Annotated in this window: 14 protein-coding genes and 1 pseudogene; 12 read left to right on the forward strand and 3 right to left on the reverse strand. The window is 69.8% G+C overall.

What is annotated here, in order from left to right; all coding sequences use genetic code 11:
- The 10 genes and pseudogenes from ACOJTB_RS12260 to ACOJTB_RS12305 all read left to right on the forward strand — a co-directional run.
- Positions 1–1,464, forward strand: a pseudogene (locus tag ACOJTB_RS12260) (ABC transporter ATP-binding protein); the annotation flags it as partial.
- On the forward strand, positions 1,464–1,889 hold the full coding sequence (locus ACOJTB_RS12265; RefSeq protein ID WP_420102805.1) for a VOC family protein: 426 nt from the start codon (positions 1,464–1,466) through the stop codon (positions 1,887–1,889). The pseudogene ACOJTB_RS12260 and the gene ACOJTB_RS12265, both read left to right, overlap by 1 nt.
- Positions 1,886–2,989, forward strand: coding sequence for an ABC transporter permease (locus ACOJTB_RS12270; RefSeq protein ID WP_420102806.1), 1,104 nt, complete (start codon positions 1,886–1,888; stop codon positions 2,987–2,989). The genes ACOJTB_RS12265 and ACOJTB_RS12270 overlap by 4 nt, the downstream gene beginning before the upstream one ends.
- Positions 2,989–3,963 carry an ABC transporter permease gene (locus ACOJTB_RS12275; protein ID WP_420102807.1) on the forward strand — a complete coding sequence of 325 codons (975 nt, stop codon included), beginning with the start codon at positions 2,989–2,991 and terminating at the stop codon, positions 3,961–3,963. The genes ACOJTB_RS12270 and ACOJTB_RS12275 overlap by 1 nt, the downstream gene beginning before the upstream one ends.
- Position 3,964: 1 nt before the next feature.
- On the forward strand, positions 3,965–4,375 hold the full coding sequence (locus ACOJTB_RS12280; RefSeq protein ID WP_420102808.1) for a cytidine deaminase: 411 nt from the start codon (positions 3,965–3,967) through the stop codon (positions 4,373–4,375).
- A gap of 45 nt (positions 4,376–4,420) precedes the next feature.
- On the forward strand, positions 4,421–5,233 hold the full coding sequence (locus ACOJTB_RS12285; RefSeq protein ID WP_420102809.1) for a purine-nucleoside phosphorylase: 813 nt from the start codon (positions 4,421–4,423) through the stop codon (positions 5,231–5,233).
- Between the two features lies 1 nt (position 5,234).
- Positions 5,235–6,011: a deoxyribose-phosphate aldolase gene (gene deoC, locus ACOJTB_RS12290; protein WP_420102810.1), complete on the forward strand. Its 777-nt coding sequence runs from the start codon at positions 5,235–5,237 to the stop codon at positions 6,009–6,011.
- Positions 6,011–7,336 carry a thymidine phosphorylase gene (gene deoA, locus ACOJTB_RS12295; protein ID WP_420102811.1) on the forward strand — a complete coding sequence of 442 codons (1,326 nt, stop codon included), beginning with the start codon at positions 6,011–6,013 and terminating at the stop codon, positions 7,334–7,336. Before deoC ends, deoA begins: the two co-directional genes overlap by 1 nt.
- On the forward strand, positions 7,333–8,274 hold the full coding sequence (locus ACOJTB_RS12300) for a 2-hydroxyacid dehydrogenase (protein ID WP_420102812.1): 942 nt from the start codon (positions 7,333–7,335) through the stop codon (positions 8,272–8,274). The genes deoA and ACOJTB_RS12300 overlap by 4 nt, the downstream gene beginning before the upstream one ends.
- 110 nt (positions 8,275–8,384) lie before the next feature.
- Positions 8,385–9,743, forward strand: coding sequence for an esterase-like activity of phytase family protein (locus ACOJTB_RS12305; protein ID WP_420102813.1), 1,359 nt, complete (start codon positions 8,385–8,387; stop codon positions 9,741–9,743).
- Positions 9,744–9,783: 40 nt separating this feature from the next.
- Here the strand turns inward: ACOJTB_RS12305 and nth are convergent, their stop codons facing one another.
- Positions 9,784–10,506 (reverse strand): endonuclease III, encoded by a 723-nt coding sequence (gene nth / locus ACOJTB_RS12310; protein WP_420102814.1) that lies wholly within the window; start codon positions 10,504–10,506, stop codon positions 9,784–9,786.
- 20 nt (positions 10,507–10,526) lie between these two features.
- Between nth and ACOJTB_RS12315 the strand changes: the two genes are divergently transcribed.
- A complete protein-coding gene (locus ACOJTB_RS12315) occupies positions 10,527–11,051 on the forward strand; it encodes a DUF2244 domain-containing protein (RefSeq protein ID WP_420102815.1) in 525 nt (174 codons plus the stop codon).
- Positions 11,052–11,213: 162 nt separating this feature from the next.
- Positions 11,214–12,134: a methylated-DNA--[protein]-cysteine S-methyltransferase gene (locus ACOJTB_RS12320; protein ID WP_420102818.1), complete on the forward strand. Its 921-nt coding sequence runs from the start codon at positions 11,214–11,216 to the stop codon at positions 12,132–12,134.
- A gap of 9 nt (positions 12,135–12,143) precedes the next feature.
- Here the strand turns inward: ACOJTB_RS12320 and ACOJTB_RS12325 are convergent, their stop codons facing one another.
- Complete coding sequence (locus ACOJTB_RS12325) at positions 12,144–13,856, reverse strand: hypothetical protein (RefSeq protein WP_420102816.1); 1,713 nt, start codon at positions 13,854–13,856, stop codon at positions 12,144–12,146.
- 110 nt (positions 13,857–13,966) lie between these two features.
- The gene (locus tag ACOJTB_RS12330; RefSeq protein ID WP_420102817.1) at positions 13,967–15,145 is read right to left on the reverse strand and encodes a fumarylacetoacetate hydrolase family protein; all 1,179 of its coding nucleotides are present in this window, start codon (positions 15,143–15,145) and stop codon (positions 13,967–13,969) included.
- Positions 15,146–15,320 lie beyond the last annotated feature (175 nt).

The following is a 15,320-nucleotide window of genomic DNA, read 5'->3' on the forward strand; positions in this document are numbered from 1 at the left end:
AGGGATGTCTCGCTGGCGGTGGCGCCCGGCTCGATCCACGGCATCGTCGGCGAGAACGGCGCCGGGAAATCGACGCTGATGTCAATTCTCTACGGCTTCTACGAGGCCGATTCCGGCGAGATCAGGGTCAAGGGCGCGCCGTTCCGAATCCGCTGCTCGGCGTATGCTATCGCCGCCGGCATCGGAATGTTCCACCAGCACTTCATGATGGTGGATACGCTGAGCGTGGTTGAGAACTTCGTCCTCGGCGCCGAGGACGGGCCCCTGCTGAAGGGCGGGCTCGCCCGCGCGCGCGCCGAACTCGCCCGGCTCTCGACGCAATACGGTCTCGCCATCGACCCCGATGCGCTGGTGGGCGAGCTTTCGGTCGGCTTCCAGCAGCGCGTCGAGATCCTGAAGGCCCTCTATCGCGGCGCGCAGATTCACATCCACGACTAGCCGACCGCGGTGTTGACGCCGCCCGAGGCAGACCAGCTCTTCGGCCTGCTGCGGGCGCTGCGCGACCAGGGCAAGACGGTCATCCTGATCACCCACAAGCTGCGCGAGATCATGGACGTGACCGACCGGGTCTCGGTGATGCGGCGCGGCGAGATGGTCGATCATCTGACGACCGCCGAGACCTCCCCCGCCGCGCTGGCCGAGGCGATGGTCGGCCGGCGCGTGCTGCTGCGGGTGGAAAAGACCCCGCGCCCGCGTGGCGCCCCGGTGCTGGAGGCGGCCGGCCTGTCCTGCCGCGATGCGCGCGGCGCCGAAGTGCTGCGCGATGTCGGGCTGACCCTCCATGAAGGCGAGATCGTCGGCATCGCGGGCGTCGCCGGCAACGGCCAGAGCGAATTGCTCGACGTGCTGGCCGGGCTCGTCCAGCCCTCCCGCGGCGTCATCCGGCTGGGCGGCGAGATCCTCTCGGCGGCCCAGCGCCACCCGGCTGAACTGCGCCGGCGCGGGCTGATGCATATCCCCGAGGACCGCCATCGCAGCGGCCTCGTCACCGCCTTCACCGCCGCCGAGAACGCGATCCTCGGCTATCAGCACGATCCCGCCTATGGTGCCGGCCCGTTTCTCTCCCCGCGCCGGATCGAGGCCCATGCGCGCGAGGCTTTCGCGGCCTATGATGTCCGCCCGCCCGACCCGGCGCTGAAGACGGCCAAGTTTTCCGGCGGCAATCAGCAGAAGATCGTGCTGGCGCGCGAGATCGAGCGCGCGCCGAAGGTGCTGCTCGTCGGCCAGCCGACGCGCGGCGTCGATATCGGCGCGATCGAGTTCATCCATCGGCGCCTGATCGCGCTGCGCGATGCGGGCGTCGCCATCCTGCTCGTCTCGGTCGAGCTGGAGGAAGTGATGGCGCTGTCGGACCGCATCCTCGCCATGTGCGGCGGCCGCATCACCGGCGAACGGGCGGCGGAAGCGACCGACGAGCGCGATCTCGGCCTGCTGATGGCCGGCGTGACGGACGAGGCGGCGTGATGGAACAGAGGCTGACCTTGGTGACGCTCGGCGTCGGCGACCTCGAACGCTCGCGGCGCTTCTATGCCGGCCTCGGGTGGCTGGAAATCGAGCCCCGGCAGGAGACCGTCGCCTTCTTCCAGCTGAACGGGATCGGCCTCTCGCTGTTTCCGCGCGCCGAATTGGCGAAGGATGCTGGGGTCACGGATGGTCAGGCCAGCTTTTCGGGCATCACGCTGGCGCACAATCTGCGCAGCGAAGGCGAAGTCGATCGCCTTTTCGCCGAAATGGTCGGGGCGGGGGCGCGTGCGGTCAAGAACCCGCAAAAAGTGTTCTGGGGCGGCTATTCCGGCTATGTTTCCGATCCTGACGGCCATCTCTGGGAGTTGGCCTACAATCCGTTCTTCCCGCTCGATTCCGCTGGCAACGTGTCGTTGAGCGCATGAGCGCCGCCCCTCTCGATCTGCCGCGCTGGGCCGATACCGCGCTCGTCCCGCTGGTGTCGGTGGCGGCGGCGCTGCTGGTCGCCGGGCTCGTGGTCATCGGCATCGGCGAGAACCCGCTGGAGGCGACGGCGCTGCTGCTGCGCGGCGCGCTGGGCAGCGCCGAGGGCATCGGCTTCACGCTCTACTATACGACCAACTTCATCTTCACGGGGCTGGCCGTCGCGGTCGCCTATCATGCCGGGCTGTTCAACATCGGCGGCGAGGGGCAGGCGACGATCGCGGGCCTTGCCGCCGCGCTCGCCTGCACGGTTCTGGGTGCCGTGCCGGGTGTCATCGCCGCCCCCCTCGCGATCCTGGCGGCGGCGGCCGGCGGCGCGCTCTATGGCTTCATTCCCGGCTGGCTGCAGGCACGGCGCGGCAGCCATGTCGTCATCACCACGATCATGCTCAATTTCGTCGCCGCGACGCTGATCGTCTATCTGCTGCGCGAGGTGATGGGCAAGGCCGGCTCGATGCAGCCGGAGACGCCGGATTTCCCGGCCTCCGCCGTGCTGTCGCCGATGCACCAGCTGCTCGCGCCGCTGGGGATCGCGCTGCCGGCGACGCCGCTGAACGGCGCCTTCCTGCTCGCGCTGGCGGCGCTTTTCGCGGTCTGGCTGCTGATCTGGCGCTCGCGGCTCGGCTATGCGATCCGCACCGTCGGCGCCAATCCGCGCGCGGCGGCCTATGCCGGCATCTCGCCCGCCCGCATCACCATGATCGCGATGGCGATTTCGGGCGCACTGGCCGGGGGGCTCGCAGTCAACGAGGCGCTCGGCGTGCAGCACCGGCTGGTGCTGGATTTCACCGCCGGCTACGGCTTCGTCGGCATCGCCGTGGCGCTGATGGGCCGGGCCCATCCGGTCGGCGTCGGGCTGGCGGCGCTGCTCTTCGGCATTCTCTATCAGGGCGGGGCCGAACTCTCCTTCGACAAGCCCGCCATCACCCGCGACATGGTCGTGGTGATCGGCGGGGTGCTGATCCTGTTCGCCGGCGCGCTGGACGGGCTGTTCAAGCGGCTCGTGGCGCGGGTTCTCAACCTGCGCCGGGGAGCAGCCTGATGGAATGGCTCGCGACCATCGCCGTCATTCTCGATTCGACCATCCGGCTGTCGATCCCGCTGATCTGCGCCGCCATGGCGGGCCTCTGGTCGGAGCGCGCCGGCGTCGTCGATATCGGGCTCGAGGGCAAGATGCTCATCGCCGCCTTCGCCGCCGCCGTGACCGCCTTCGCCACAGGCTCGGCCTGGGCCGGGCTCGCCGCCGGTATCGCCGCCTCCGTCCTGTTCTCGCTGCTGCACGGCTTCGCCTCGATCACCTGGCGCGGCAACCAGATCGTCTCCGGCGTCGCGATCAACATGCTGGCGGTCGGGCTCACCGCGATTCTCGGCAATGCCTGGTACGGGCAGGGCGGCCGCACCCCGGCGCTGGAGGGGCCGGCTCGCTTCAACGAGCTCACCTTGCCGCTCGCCGGCTGGGCGCGGGAGCATGTCCCCGTCCTCGGCCTGATCTATGACGAGGTGGTGTCCGGCCATGGCGCGCCGGCCTATCTCGCGCTGGCGGCGGTGGCCGTCACGGCCTGGGTGCTGCGGCGCACCCGCTTCGGCCTGCGCATCCGCGCGGTCGGCGACAATCCGGCCGCGGTCGATACCGCCGGCATTTCCGTCGCCGGGCTGCGCTATGCGGCGGTGGCGATCTGCGGCCTGCTCTGCGGCATCGGCGGCACCTATCTCGCGGTCGCGCAATCGGCCGGCTTCATTCCGCAGATGACGGCGGGGCGCGGCTTCATCGCGCTCGCGGCGGTGATCTTCGCCAATTGGCGGGCCTGGCCGGCCCTCGGTGCCTGCCTGCTGTTCGGCCTGCTCGATGCGCTCGCGATCCGGCTGCAGGGCGTCAGCCTGCCCGGAATCGGCCTCGTGCCGGTGGAAGCGATCCAGGCGCTGCCCTATCTGATGACCATCGTGCTGCTGGCCGGCTTCATCGGCAAGGCGACGCCGCCCAAGGCCTCCGGCCTGCCCTATGTGAAGGAGCGCTGAGATGGCTGAGGAGCTCGACGTCGAGGCCCTGTTCCGGGCGGCCGCGTCCATCCAGCGGCAGGCTTATGCGCCCTATTCGCGCTTCAGGGTCGGGGCGGCTCTGCTGGCCGAGGACGGGGTCGTCCATGCCGGCTGCAATGTCGAGAACGCGGCCTATCCCGTCGGCAGTTGCGCCGAGGCCGGCGCGATCGCGGCGATGGCGGGGTCGGGCGCGCGCAAAATCATGGCCGTGCTGGTCTATGGCGAGGGCGAGGAGCTGGTGACGCCCTGCGGCGCCTGCCGCCAGCGCATCCGGGAGTTCGCGGCCCCCGAAACGCCGGTCCTGATCGCAGGGCCGGGCGGCGTCCGCGCGCGCTTCACCCTGGCGGAGCTGTTGCCAGCCTCCTTCGGACCCGCCAATTTGCCGCGCTGATCCAGATTGACGGCAACGACGACTGCAAGCGGGAGACCAACAGGCATGGCGCTCGACCGGGCGATCGACGAAGCGGTTTCGGTGCTCGCCGACCATGGCGTCACGGGGCCGATCGACTATGCGATCGTGCTCGGCACGGGCCTCGGCGCCATCGTCGAGGAGATCGAGCGGCCCGTCTTCGTCCGTTACGCCGACCTGCCCGGCTTCCCGCAGGGCGCGGTCACCGGGCATGCGCGCCAGCTCTGCTGCGGCACACTCTTCGGCCGCAAAGTGCTGATCTATCAGGGCCGCGCGCATTACTACGAAGGCGGCGACCCTGCCGTGATGCGCCTTCCGCTCGCAGTCCTCACCCGGCTGGGTGCGCCGCCGCTGATCCTCACCAATGCCGCCGGCTCCCTGCGGCCCGATATGGGGCCCGGCAGCCTCGCTTTGATCACCGACCACATCAATCTCAACGGTCCCAATCCCCTGGTCGGCGACAGCGGCGACGGTCGCTTCGTGCCGATGGTCGACGCCTATGACCCTGAGCTGCGTGCCAAGCTGAAGCAGGCCGCGAGCGCAGCCGGCGTGGCGCTTGGGGAGGGCGTCTATATGTGGTTCACCGGGCCGAGCTTCGAGACGCCGGCGGAAATCCAGATGGCCCAGATCCTCGGCGCCGATCTCGTCGGCATGTCGACGGTGCCCGAGGTGATCCTGGCGCGCCGCTATGGCCTGCGGGTTGCCGCCATCTCGGCCGTCACCAATATGGGCGCCGGCCTGCATGGCGGGGCGCCGCATCATGGCGAGACCAAAGAGGTCGCCGGCTCGGCCTCGCAGCCCCTGCGCGATCTGCTGCGCAGCTTCCTGGGGGAACGCTGACATGACCGACCTTGCCACGAGCGACTCCGCTGCCGCCCGCCGGGCGCTGGCGCTGCTGGACCTGACCGATCTGGCCGAGGACGCGACGGAAGCAGGCGCGCGCGACCTCTGCGCGAAGGCGCTCTCCGGCCCTGTGCCGGTGGCGGCGGTGTGCCTGTGGCCGCGCTTCGTCCCGGGGGCGCGCGCGGCGCTGCCGCCGGGCGGGCCGGTGCGGATCGCCACGGTGGTGAATTTCCCCGGCGGCGAGACGGCGATCGCGCCCGTGCTTCAGGAAACCGAGGCCGCGCTCGCCGATGGCGCGGACGAGATCGACCTCGTCCTGCCCTGGCATGCCGTGCTCTCCGGCTACACCACCGCCGCGGCGGCGATGGTCCGCACCGTCAAGCTGCGCTGCGGCGAGAAGCTGCTCAAGGTCATTCTGGAAACCGGGGAATATCCCGATCTCGACAAGGTGCGGATCGCCTCCGAGCTCGCCATCGCCGAGGGGGCCGATTTCATCAAGACCTCGACCGGCAAGACCGCCCATTCCGCCAGCCTGCCGGCCGTCCGCACCATGCTGGGCGCCATCGCCTCCGCCAAGCGCCCGGTCGGGCTGAAGCCGTCCGGCGGCATCCGCACGCTCGCCGATGCGCAATCCTACCTCGCCCTCGCCGATGCCTTCATGGGGCCGGACTGGGCGAGCCCCGCGACCTTCCGCTTCGGCGCCAGCGGGCTCTACGGTGCCCTCACCGCCGTGATCGAGGGCGGCGCGGCCAGGCCGGGCACGGAGAGCTACTGATGCGCCTGACGCAGGAGATCATCGCCGCCAAGCGCGACGGCGGCGAATTGCCCGATGCCGATATCCGCCAGCTCATCGCCGGGTTGACGGAGGGCTCGGTCAGCGAAGGCCAGGCCGCCGCCTTCGCCATGGCGGTCTATTTCAACGGCATGACCGAGAAGGAGCGCGTCGCGCTGACGCTCGCCATGCGCGATTCCGGCACGGTGCTGCGCTGGGACGATCTGCCGGGCCCGGCGCTCGACAAGCACTCGACCGGCGGCGTCGGCGACACGGTGAGCCTGCCCCTGGCGGCGGCGGTGGCGGCCTGCGGCGGCTATGTCCCGATGATTTCCGGGCGCGGCCTCGGTCACACCGGCGGCACGCTCGACAAGCTCGATGCGGTGCCGGGCTATGTCAGCCAGCCTGGAATCGCGCTGTTCCGGCAGGTGGTGCGGGATGTGGGCTGCGCCATCATCGGCCAGACCGCCGATCTCGCTCCGGCCGACAAGCGGCTCTATGCGATCCGCGACGTCACCGCGACGGTGGAATCGCTGCCGCTCATCACCGCCTCCATCCTCTCCAAGAAGCTCGCCGCCGGGCTGCACGGGCTGGCGATGGACGTGAAGTTCGGCTCCGGCGCCTTCATGCGCGAGCGGGACGAGGCGAAGGCGCTGGCGAAGGCGCTTGTCGGCGTCGCCAACGATGCCGGCCTGCCGACGACCGCGCTGCTGACCGATATGGAGGAGCCGCTGGCGAGCGCCGCCGGCAATGCGCTGGAAGTCGCCTATGCGCTCGACCATCTGACCGGGCGGCGCCGCGAGCCGCGCTTCCACGAGGTCACGGTGGCGCTGGGCGCCGAGATGCTGGTGCTGGGCCGCCTCGCCGCCGATCTGGACGAAGGCCGCGCCCGCATCGAGCGGGCCTTCGCCTCCGGCGCCGCCGCGGAGCGTTTCGCGCGGATGGTCGCGGCGCTGGGCGGTCCTGCCGATCTGCTGGAACGGCCGCAGGCGCATCTGGCGCCCGCGCCGGTGGTGAAGCCGGTCTTCGCGGCCCGCGCCGGCATCGTCGCCGGCATCGACACGCGCGGCGTCGGCCTCGCCGTGGTCGCGCTCGGGGGCGGCCGGCTGCGCCCGCAGGATGCGATCGACCCGGCCGTCGGGCTGACGCAGCTGGCCGCGATCGGCGACGAGATCGGCCCCGATCGGCCTCTGGCGATCCTGCATGCCCGCAGCGAGGCCGACCATGCCGCCGCCAGCCAGCGCTTGCAGGCGGCTTACCGCCTGGGTGAAATGGGCTCCGGGGGCGAACTGATCGCCGAACGGATCACGGAGAGAGCACGCGGATGAGTCTGCTTCTGGCGATGCAGGGCTGGCATGTCGAGGATTGGCGGGCCCGCTTCGAGGCGCTGCTGCCGGAGATGCCGGTGGTGGTGCTGGGCGAGCCCTTCGACCGGCGCGCCGTCCATTATGTCGCGAGCTGGAAACACCCGCCCGGCAGCCTGGGCGGCCTGCCGAACCTCGCCGCGATCTTCTCGCTGGGTGCGGGCGTCGATTTCCTCTTCGCCGACGAGGCGCTGCCCGATGTGCCGGTGGCGCGCGTGGTCGACCCGGACCTCACCACGCGGATGAGCGAATATGTCGTGCTGCATTGCCTGATGTATCTGCGCCAGCAGCATCGCTACATGCGCCAACAGCCGGCTAAGTTGTGGGATGACGACCGTCATCAGCCCGCCGCCCGCTCCCTGCGCGTCGGCATCATGGGGCTGGGCGAACTCGGCCTCGATGCGGCTCGCAAGCTCCAGCTCATCGGCTTCGACGTCGCCGGCTGGAGCCGCTCTCCCAAGACGGTCGAGGGCCTGCCAACCTTCGCGGGGGAGGAGGGGATGGCCGCCTTCCTCGCCCGCACCGACATCCTCGTCAGCCTGCTGCCGCTGACCCCGCAGACGCGCGGCATCATCGGAGCCGAGCTGCTCGCCGGCCTCGCCAAGGACGGCCGGCTGGGTCCGTTTCTGATCAATGCGGGTCGCGGCGGTCTGCAGGTCGAGCCGGACATCCTCGCGGCGCTGGACGCCGGCACGCTGAAGGGCGCGACGCTCGACGTGTTCGAGACCGAGCCGCTGCCGCAGGATTCGCCCCTCTGGACCCATCCGCTGGTGACGGTGACGCCGCACAACGCGGCGATGTCGGAGCCGGAGGCGGTCGCGGCGCTGATCGCGGCCCAGATCCGCCGGCTGGAGGCGGGCGAGCCCCTGCAGCACATCGTCGACCCGACGCGCGGCTACTGAGCGGCGCGGTGGTCCGGCCGGATCTGTTGTCCGGCCGTCATGTCCTTGTCGCGGACGTTTCACGCCTCTCGGGCAAGCGCAGCGGTTATCCGTTCCCGAAGGAGCCCCCGATGCGTTCGTTCGTCGCCGCCACCCTGCTCCTCGCGCTCGCCGGCCCGGCCATGGCGCAGGAGGGTTCCCGGGAGTTTCCCGCCAGGCTGCTGGGCCAGGCGCTGCTGCCGGCGCTCACGCTGGTGCCCGCCCCCGCCGATGCCCCCGAGGACCTCAAGGTCTCGGGCAAGTTTCTGAAGCCCGGCACGCGGGTCGAGGCGGTCGGCACCGTGATGGGCACCTCGGCAGGCCGCCCCACCGGCATCTCGACCCCCTTCGCGGGTCAGCCGGTGCAGGGCTTCTCCGGCATCCGCTCGCTCGGCAATGGCGAGTTTCTGGTGCTGACCGACAATGGCTTCGGCGCCAGGGCCAACTCGCCGGACGCCGCGCTGTTCTTCCACAAGCTCAGGGCGGATTTCGCCGGCGGCACCATGACCCGCCTCTCGACCACCTTCCTGCATGATCCGGACAAGAAGGTGCCGTTCCGCATCGTCCACGAGGGCACGCAGAAGCGCTATCTCACCGGCGCCGACTTCGACCTGGAATCGATCCAGCCCATCGGCGGCAAATACTGGATCGGCGAGGAGTTCGGCCCCTATCTCCTGCGCGTCGATGCCAACGGCAAGGTCGAGGCCGTGTTCGAAACGCTGGTCGATGGCAAGCCCGCCCGCTCGCCGGACCATTACGCGGTGACGACCCCGGGCGCGCCGGGCGGGGCGGTGGCCTTCAACGTGCGCCGCTCGAAGGGCTTAGAGGGCATGGCGCAGTCGCCGGATGGCCGCTTTCTCTATCCGCTGCTGGAAGGCCCGCTCTGGGACGCGGAGAAGAACGCTTATGAGGAGATCGACGGCAAGGCCGTGCTGCGCATCCTGGAATTCGACGTGCAGGGCGAGAAGTGGACCGGCCGTTCCTGGTTCTACCCGCTCGCGGTCAAGGGCAACGCCATCGGCGATTTCAACATGATCGACGCGACCACCGGCCTGATCATCGAGCGCGACGACGGCGAAGGCACGGCCGACAAGGCCTGCCCGGCCGGCGAGCGCCGCACCGACTGCTTCCACGACATCGCCAGGTTCAAGCGCATCGTGAAGATCGAGATGACGCAGGCCAATGCCGGCAAGCCGGTGCGCGTCATCGGCCATATCGACCTGATGAACATCAAGGACCCGGATGGCAAGGCCCGGCAGGGCACGAAGAACGGCGTCTTCACCTTCCCCTTCTTCACCATCGAGAACGTCGATGTGGTCGATCGGGAGCAGGGCACGATCGTGGTCGGGAACGACAACAACCTGCCCTTCTCCTCCTCCCGCGACCCCAACAAGGCCGATGACGACGAGCTGGTGCTGCTGTCAGTGAAGGAGCTGCTCGACGCCAAGTGAGGCCCGGTGAGCGAGGAGCGGCGAGCCGCCGCCCCCTCGCTCACACCGCCCGCTTGTCCGGCGAATCGCACAGGTCGTTCTGGAGGCAGCGGCCGCATTCCGGTCGCAGGGCCTTGCAGGTGTAGCGTCCGTGCAGGATGAGCCAGTGATGCGCGTGCCGGCCGAATTCGGCCGGCACCGCCTTTTCCAGCCCCAGCTCGACCTGGAGCACGTTCTTGCCCGGCGCCAGCCGCAGCCGGTTGGAAACGCGGAAGACATGCGTATCGACCGCATGGGTGATCTCGCCGAAGGCGATGTTGAGCACGACATTGGCCGTCTTGCGGCCGACGCCCGGCAGGCTTTCCAGCGCCTCCCGCGTGGTCGGCACCTGCCCCCCGAATTCGGCGATCAGCTTTTCGCTGAGCGCGATCACGTTCCTGGCCTTGGTGCGGAAGAGCCCGATGGTGCGGATGAAGTCGCGCACCCTGTCCTCGCCGAGTTCCAGCATCTTCTGCGGCGTGTCGGCGATCGCGAAGAGCGGGCGCGTCGCCTTGTTGACGCCCGCATCAGTCGCCTGCGCCGAGAGCACCACCGCGACGAGCAGGGTGAAGGCGTTCACCGCTTCCAGCTCACCCTTGGGCTCGGGATTGGCCGCCTGGAAGCGCTGGAAGATCTCTCGGATCTCGGCCGGCTTGCGCGCCCGCGGCGAAGCGCGGCGACCGCGCGAAACCGTGATGCCCTTTGCCGCAGCCGCCTTGCGCGGGGGCCTGTTCTGCTCGTCCATGTCAGCGTTATAATGGCGCAATGGACCTCGGCAAGAGCCCGCATGAGACGACCGGCGATGCCGCGGCGCGGCCGGTCTTCGACGCGACCATAACGCCCCACCGCTCCCTCGGCCGGAGCGGCTTCCGGATCGTGATGACGCTGGTCTGCCTGGCGAGCATCGTCTCCTCCGTGCCTTTCATCGTGCTGGGCGCCTGGCCCGTCGCCGGGTTTTTCGGCCTCGACGTGCTGGCCCTGTTCATCGCCTTCCACGTCAATTTCCGCCATGCCCGCGCCTTCGAGCGCATCGTGGTCACGCCGCTGGAGATCTGGCTGCGCAAGGTCTCCCATCACGGGCGCGAGGCCGTCTGGCGCTTCAACCCGGCCTGGACGCGGCTCGAACGGCAGACGGACGAGGATTACGGGCTGATGGCCCTCGCCCTGGTCTCGCGCGGGCAGCGCGTGCCGGTCGCGGGCGAGTTGTCCCCGGCCGAACGGGCCGGCTTCGCCGACGCCCTCGGCGCCGCATTGGCGAGCGCACGGCGCGGGCCCGACTACACGAGCTGAGCCGGCGCGCTTGCCAGTTTCCGGGTGTCGCGGCAGGGTCGCCCGCCTTAGGTCTCGTCGCATGATCGAACGCTGCGAGGCCCTGCGATGGACGCTCCCCCTGTCATGAAGATGCCGGCCGCCCCCAAGACCGCGATGACGCCGACGCGCTTTTCCGATGCCGTGCTGGCGCGGGCCGTGCAGGCGGTGGCGACGGAGGAGCCTATCGGGGCGCTGTCTTCAGGCTCCGATTACGACACGGTGCGGCGGATTCTCGCCTTCATCACCCATCACTGGCGCGAGCAGCCGACGATCGAGGCGATCGCCGAGGCGGCGGGCGCGACGCCCACCGATGTCCACCACCTCTTCCGGCGCTGGTGCGGGCTGACGCCGAAGGCGTTTCTGCAAGCGATCACGCTCGACCATGCCAAGGGTCTGCTCGCCGGCTCGGCCAGCATCCTCGATACCGCCCTCGAAGTCGGCCTCTCCGGTCCGGGCCGGCTGCACGACCTCTTCGTCACCCATGAGGCGATGTCGCCGGGCGAATGGAAGCAGGGCGGCGAGGGGCTGACGCTGACGTATGGCTTTCACGCCTCCCCCTTCGGCGAGGCGCTGATTGTGGTCACCCCGCGCGGTCTGGCGGGGCTGGGCTGGGTCTCGACCAGCGTCGATGGCGGCAAGGTCGTCGGCGGCCGGGCCGAGGCGCTGGCCGACATGATGCGCCGCTGGCCGCATGCCGCCTATCGGCTCGATCCGGCCCTGACGGCGCCCTATGCGGCGCGCATCTTCGACCCGAAAGCCTGGTGCGCCGAGACGCCCTTGCGCGTGGTGCTGATCGGCACGGATTTCGAGGTGCGGGTCTGGGAGACGCTGCTGAGGATCCCTGTCGGACGCGCCACCACCTATGGCCAGGTCGCGAGCCATATCGGCAGGCCGAGCGCGGCCCGGGCGGTGGGCATGGCGGTCGGCAAGAACCCGATCTCCTTCGTGGTGCCCTGCCACCGCGTCATCGGCAAGAGCGGCGCCCTCACCGGCTATCATTGGGGGCTGACGCGCAAGCGCGCCATCCTGGGCTGGGAGGCCGGTCAACTGGCGGCGGGCTGAACCTGTCCGCTACGGCCGCTTGCGCAGATACATGTCCCAGCAGGGGGCGAGCGCGATCCGCTCGCGCCCCTCCAGCGCGGGCTGGAAATGACGGCGCAGCGCCTCTCGATCCGGAGTCGGCGGGCATTGGGGCGCCAGGATCGCGTCTGTCGCTGCGAGTTCCGCCATGGTGTCGGCGTCGAGCCGCGGCAGCGTGCGGGTCGGATCGGCGCCGACCGGGACGCCGCGCGGTGGCACCCGGCCCAGCAGCGCATTCATCGGATCGACGAAATCCAGCGTGAAGACCCGGTTCAGCCTGCGACGGTTCGCGGCCTCCCAGGCGGTGATCGCGCGCAGCCCCTGCTGAACCTCCATCAGCCAGGTCGCTTGATAGTCGATCTCGGTCGAGAGGAAATGCGAGGGCGACAGGCCCCGCGCGACGAGATCGCGATAGGCCTGCGGGTTCGCCCCGTAATGGTCGAGCATGGTGCGGGCGCGCGCGATGAGGTCGGGCTTGGCGCTGACCTGCCCCAGCGGGCCGAGTTCCGGCAGATCGAGCGTGCGATAGGTCGGAGCGGCGAGGACCGCGCGCATCCCCCGCTCCACATAGATGAGCGGCGAGGGCAGCGCGACCAGCATGATCAGCACGAGCACGAGCGTGCGCAGCGGGTTGTCGCGCTGGCGCCACCAATGACCCAGCAGCAGCAGGAGAACCGGCCAGAGCGCGACGAATTCCAGCGAGCCGCTGTTCTGCGTCTCGAACAAAGCGAGCGCCACCAGGCCTACGGCCAGCCAGCCGACGGGCGCATCGGCCGCGGTCCGCAGCCCCGCCAGGCTGCGCGGCAGGCCTTGCCGCCAGGCGGCGAAGCCGAGCACGCCGAGCAGCGCCAGCAGCGGGGCGAGCACGTTGAACTTTACCGAGGCGAGGGTGAGGATGCGCGGCAGCATGCCGCCGGTGTTAAGGCCGAGCAATTCGAGGATATCCGCCAGATAGGCGAAGATCAGGCCCGTGCTCAGTTCGAGTCCCAGCAGGGCGAGAATGGTGATCGCGGCCGCCGCCGCGACCTCGACCAGCGTCAACCGGCCGACCAGCAATGCGTAGCCAACCAGCATCGTGCCGGTGACGGCGCCGGTGATCTTGGTGAGGAACAGAACCAGCATGAGGCCGGCGACGAGGCCGATGCGCAGGGCCCGCCGCTGCGTGAACAGCAGAGTCGCCACCAGCAGGTACAGCAGCAGAACGACCTGCCGGTTGTAATGGCCGTAGCCGTCGAAACCCGGCGAGGCGTAGAGCGCGTGCAGATTGATCGGCAGGGCGGCGAACAGCAGGAAGGGCAGCAGCAGCGCCCAGGCCTGCCGCGGCCGGCGCGGCGCCAGATCCGCCATCAGCAGCAGGAGCGCCGGCAGCAGAACCGGCAGCAGCGCCCAGTTCGCCAGCAGCGCCGGTTGCGCGTGCGGAAACAGCCGGGCGAGGGCGGCGGCGAGGTAGTAGCCGAGCGGACCCACCGGCGCGAAGAAATCGAGCCCCGGCGTCTGGCCGGAGCGGATGCGGTGAATGGCGTCGAGATAGGCGACGCTGTCCCAGGCATTGGGGCCGAGCGGCAGCGCGAGCGGCAAGGCGAGCGCGAGCCCGGCCATCCCGGCGAAGCCGAGAATCGTGAGGGAAGGGCCGGCGGCCGGAAAGCGGGCAAGCCGGTCTCCGTCCGCGCCAGGCCGTGCGGCGCTGATCTCGCCCGTCGACACGCAAGAGCGCTCCTGTTGAACGCCGAGCTTGCCGGGTAAATCTTACTGCGGGCCTGACAGGATGGGTTAACGCCGCCCGTCAGCGCCGTTCGGCACGCAAGGGCGCGCTCTCAGAGCAGGCCGCGCCCGGCGAGATGGCGCATCAGATGCGAGGCGCCATAGGTCCAGGGCTCGCAGGCATCGGTGCGCTTCATTCGGTTGGTCAGGCTGCCGAGCTCCGGCGCGGCGATCGTCACGATGTCCCCGTAATGGTGGGTGAAGCCGCCGCCGGGGGCGTCGCGATCCTTGATCGGCGCGAACATGGTGCCGAGATAGAGCGCCGCCCCGTCCGGATACTGGTGATGCGGGCCGATCATCTGCGCGACGAGATCGGCCGGGTCTCGGCTGATCTTCGCGATGGAGGAGGAGCCTTCGAGCGTGAATCCGTCCTCGCCCGCGACGGTGAGGGTCACCGTGGTGCGGCGGATATGGTCGAGCGTGAAGCCGGCGTCGAACAGACGGATGAAGGGGCCAACGGCCGCGGCCGCGTTGTTGTCCTTGGCCTTGCCGAGCAGCAGGGCCGATCGGCCCTCGACATCGCGCAGATTGACGTCGTTGCCGAGCGTCGCGCCCACGATCTTGCCCGTCGAGGCGACCACGAGCACGATTTCCGGCTCCGGATTGTTCCAGCTGGAGGAGGGGTGCAGGCCGGCGTCGAAGCCGGTCCCGACCGTCGACATCGGCGGGGCCTTGGTGAAGATCTCGGCATCCGGGCCGATCCCGACCTCCAGATACTGGCTCCAGGCACCCTGCGCCGTCAGCACCTCTTTCAGCTGCATCGCCTCGGGCGAGCCGGGCTTGAGCTTGGAGAGGTCGTCTCCGATCAGCCTGCCGATCTCCTCGCGGATCGCCGCCGCGGCAGCCGGGTTGCCCCTGGCCTTCTCCTCGATCACGCGCTCCAGCATCGAGACCGCGAAGGTCACGCCTGCGGCCTTCACCGCCTGGAGATCGAGCGGGGAGAGCAGCCACGGCTTCGTTCGGTCGCGCCCGTCCACCGGCGTGTTGGCGAGGATCGCCGACAGTGGGCCGACCGGCTCGCCGGTCGCCGCCTGCAGAGCGGCGGCAGGGTCCGCCTGCTCGCACAGATCGCGGCTGGTGGGGAAGGAGGCCGTGATATCGACGAGATCCTCGCCGCGCAGCGTCACGATCGCCGGGCCGCCCCGGTCCGGCCGCCAGACGCGCCCGAGCAGGATGGCCGCCGTGGCGTCATCGGGGAGGGTGGTGCGGGGCGTGAGCGAGAGATCGGGCATCGGCGTCATCCGGGACAGGCGGAGCCAGCCGGCCCGCAAGCCGGAGAACAGCCCGTTCCCCATCTTTGCGCAAGCCTGTTTGCGACCATGGGCGGATTGCGGCTGGCGTCATTGTTTTGTCATTGAAATGTCGCCTGCGCTTCATGCTAGCTTGCGCACCAACGACAAGAACCGC

Origin of the sequence: Allobosea sp., assembly GCF_048595345.1 — a bacterium.
Taxonomy (GTDB): Bacteria; Pseudomonadota; Alphaproteobacteria; order Rhizobiales; family Beijerinckiaceae; genus Allobosea.

Excerpts from the sequence above, each read along its gene's own strand:
- ACOJTB_RS12265 (WP_420102805.1), top strand. The coding sequence starts at position 1,464 with ATGGAACAGAGGCTGACCTTGGTGACGCTCGGCGTCGGCGACCTCGAA.
- ACOJTB_RS12270 (WP_420102806.1), top strand. The coding sequence starts at position 1,886 with ATGAGCGCCGCCCCTCTCGATCTGCCGCGCTGGGCCGATACCGCGCTC.
- ACOJTB_RS12275 (WP_420102807.1), top strand. The coding sequence starts at position 2,989 with ATGGAATGGCTCGCGACCATCGCCGTCATTCTCGATTCGACCATCCGG.
- ACOJTB_RS12280 (WP_420102808.1), top strand. The coding sequence starts at position 3,965 with ATGGCTGAGGAGCTCGACGTCGAGGCCCTGTTCCGGGCGGCCGCGTCC.
- ACOJTB_RS12285 (WP_420102809.1), top strand. The coding sequence starts at position 4,421 with ATGGCGCTCGACCGGGCGATCGACGAAGCGGTTTCGGTGCTCGCCGAC.
- deoC (WP_420102810.1), top strand. The coding sequence starts at position 5,235 with ATGACCGACCTTGCCACGAGCGACTCCGCTGCCGCCCGCCGGGCGCTG.
- deoA (WP_420102811.1), top strand. The coding sequence starts at position 6,011 with ATGCGCCTGACGCAGGAGATCATCGCCGCCAAGCGCGACGGCGGCGAA.
- ACOJTB_RS12300 (WP_420102812.1), top strand. The coding sequence starts at position 7,333 with ATGAGTCTGCTTCTGGCGATGCAGGGCTGGCATGTCGAGGATTGGCGG.
- ACOJTB_RS12305 (WP_420102813.1), top strand. The coding sequence starts at position 8,385 with ATGCGTTCGTTCGTCGCCGCCACCCTGCTCCTCGCGCTCGCCGGCCCG.
- nth (WP_420102814.1), bottom strand. The coding sequence starts at position 10,506 with ATGGACGAGCAGAACAGGCCCCCGCGCAAGGCGGCTGCGGCAAAGGGC.
- ACOJTB_RS12315 (WP_420102815.1), top strand. The coding sequence starts at position 10,527 with ATGGACCTCGGCAAGAGCCCGCATGAGACGACCGGCGATGCCGCGGCG.
- ACOJTB_RS12330 (WP_420102817.1), bottom strand. The coding sequence starts at position 15,145 with ATGCCCGATCTCTCGCTCACGCCCCGCACCACCCTCCCCGATGACGCC.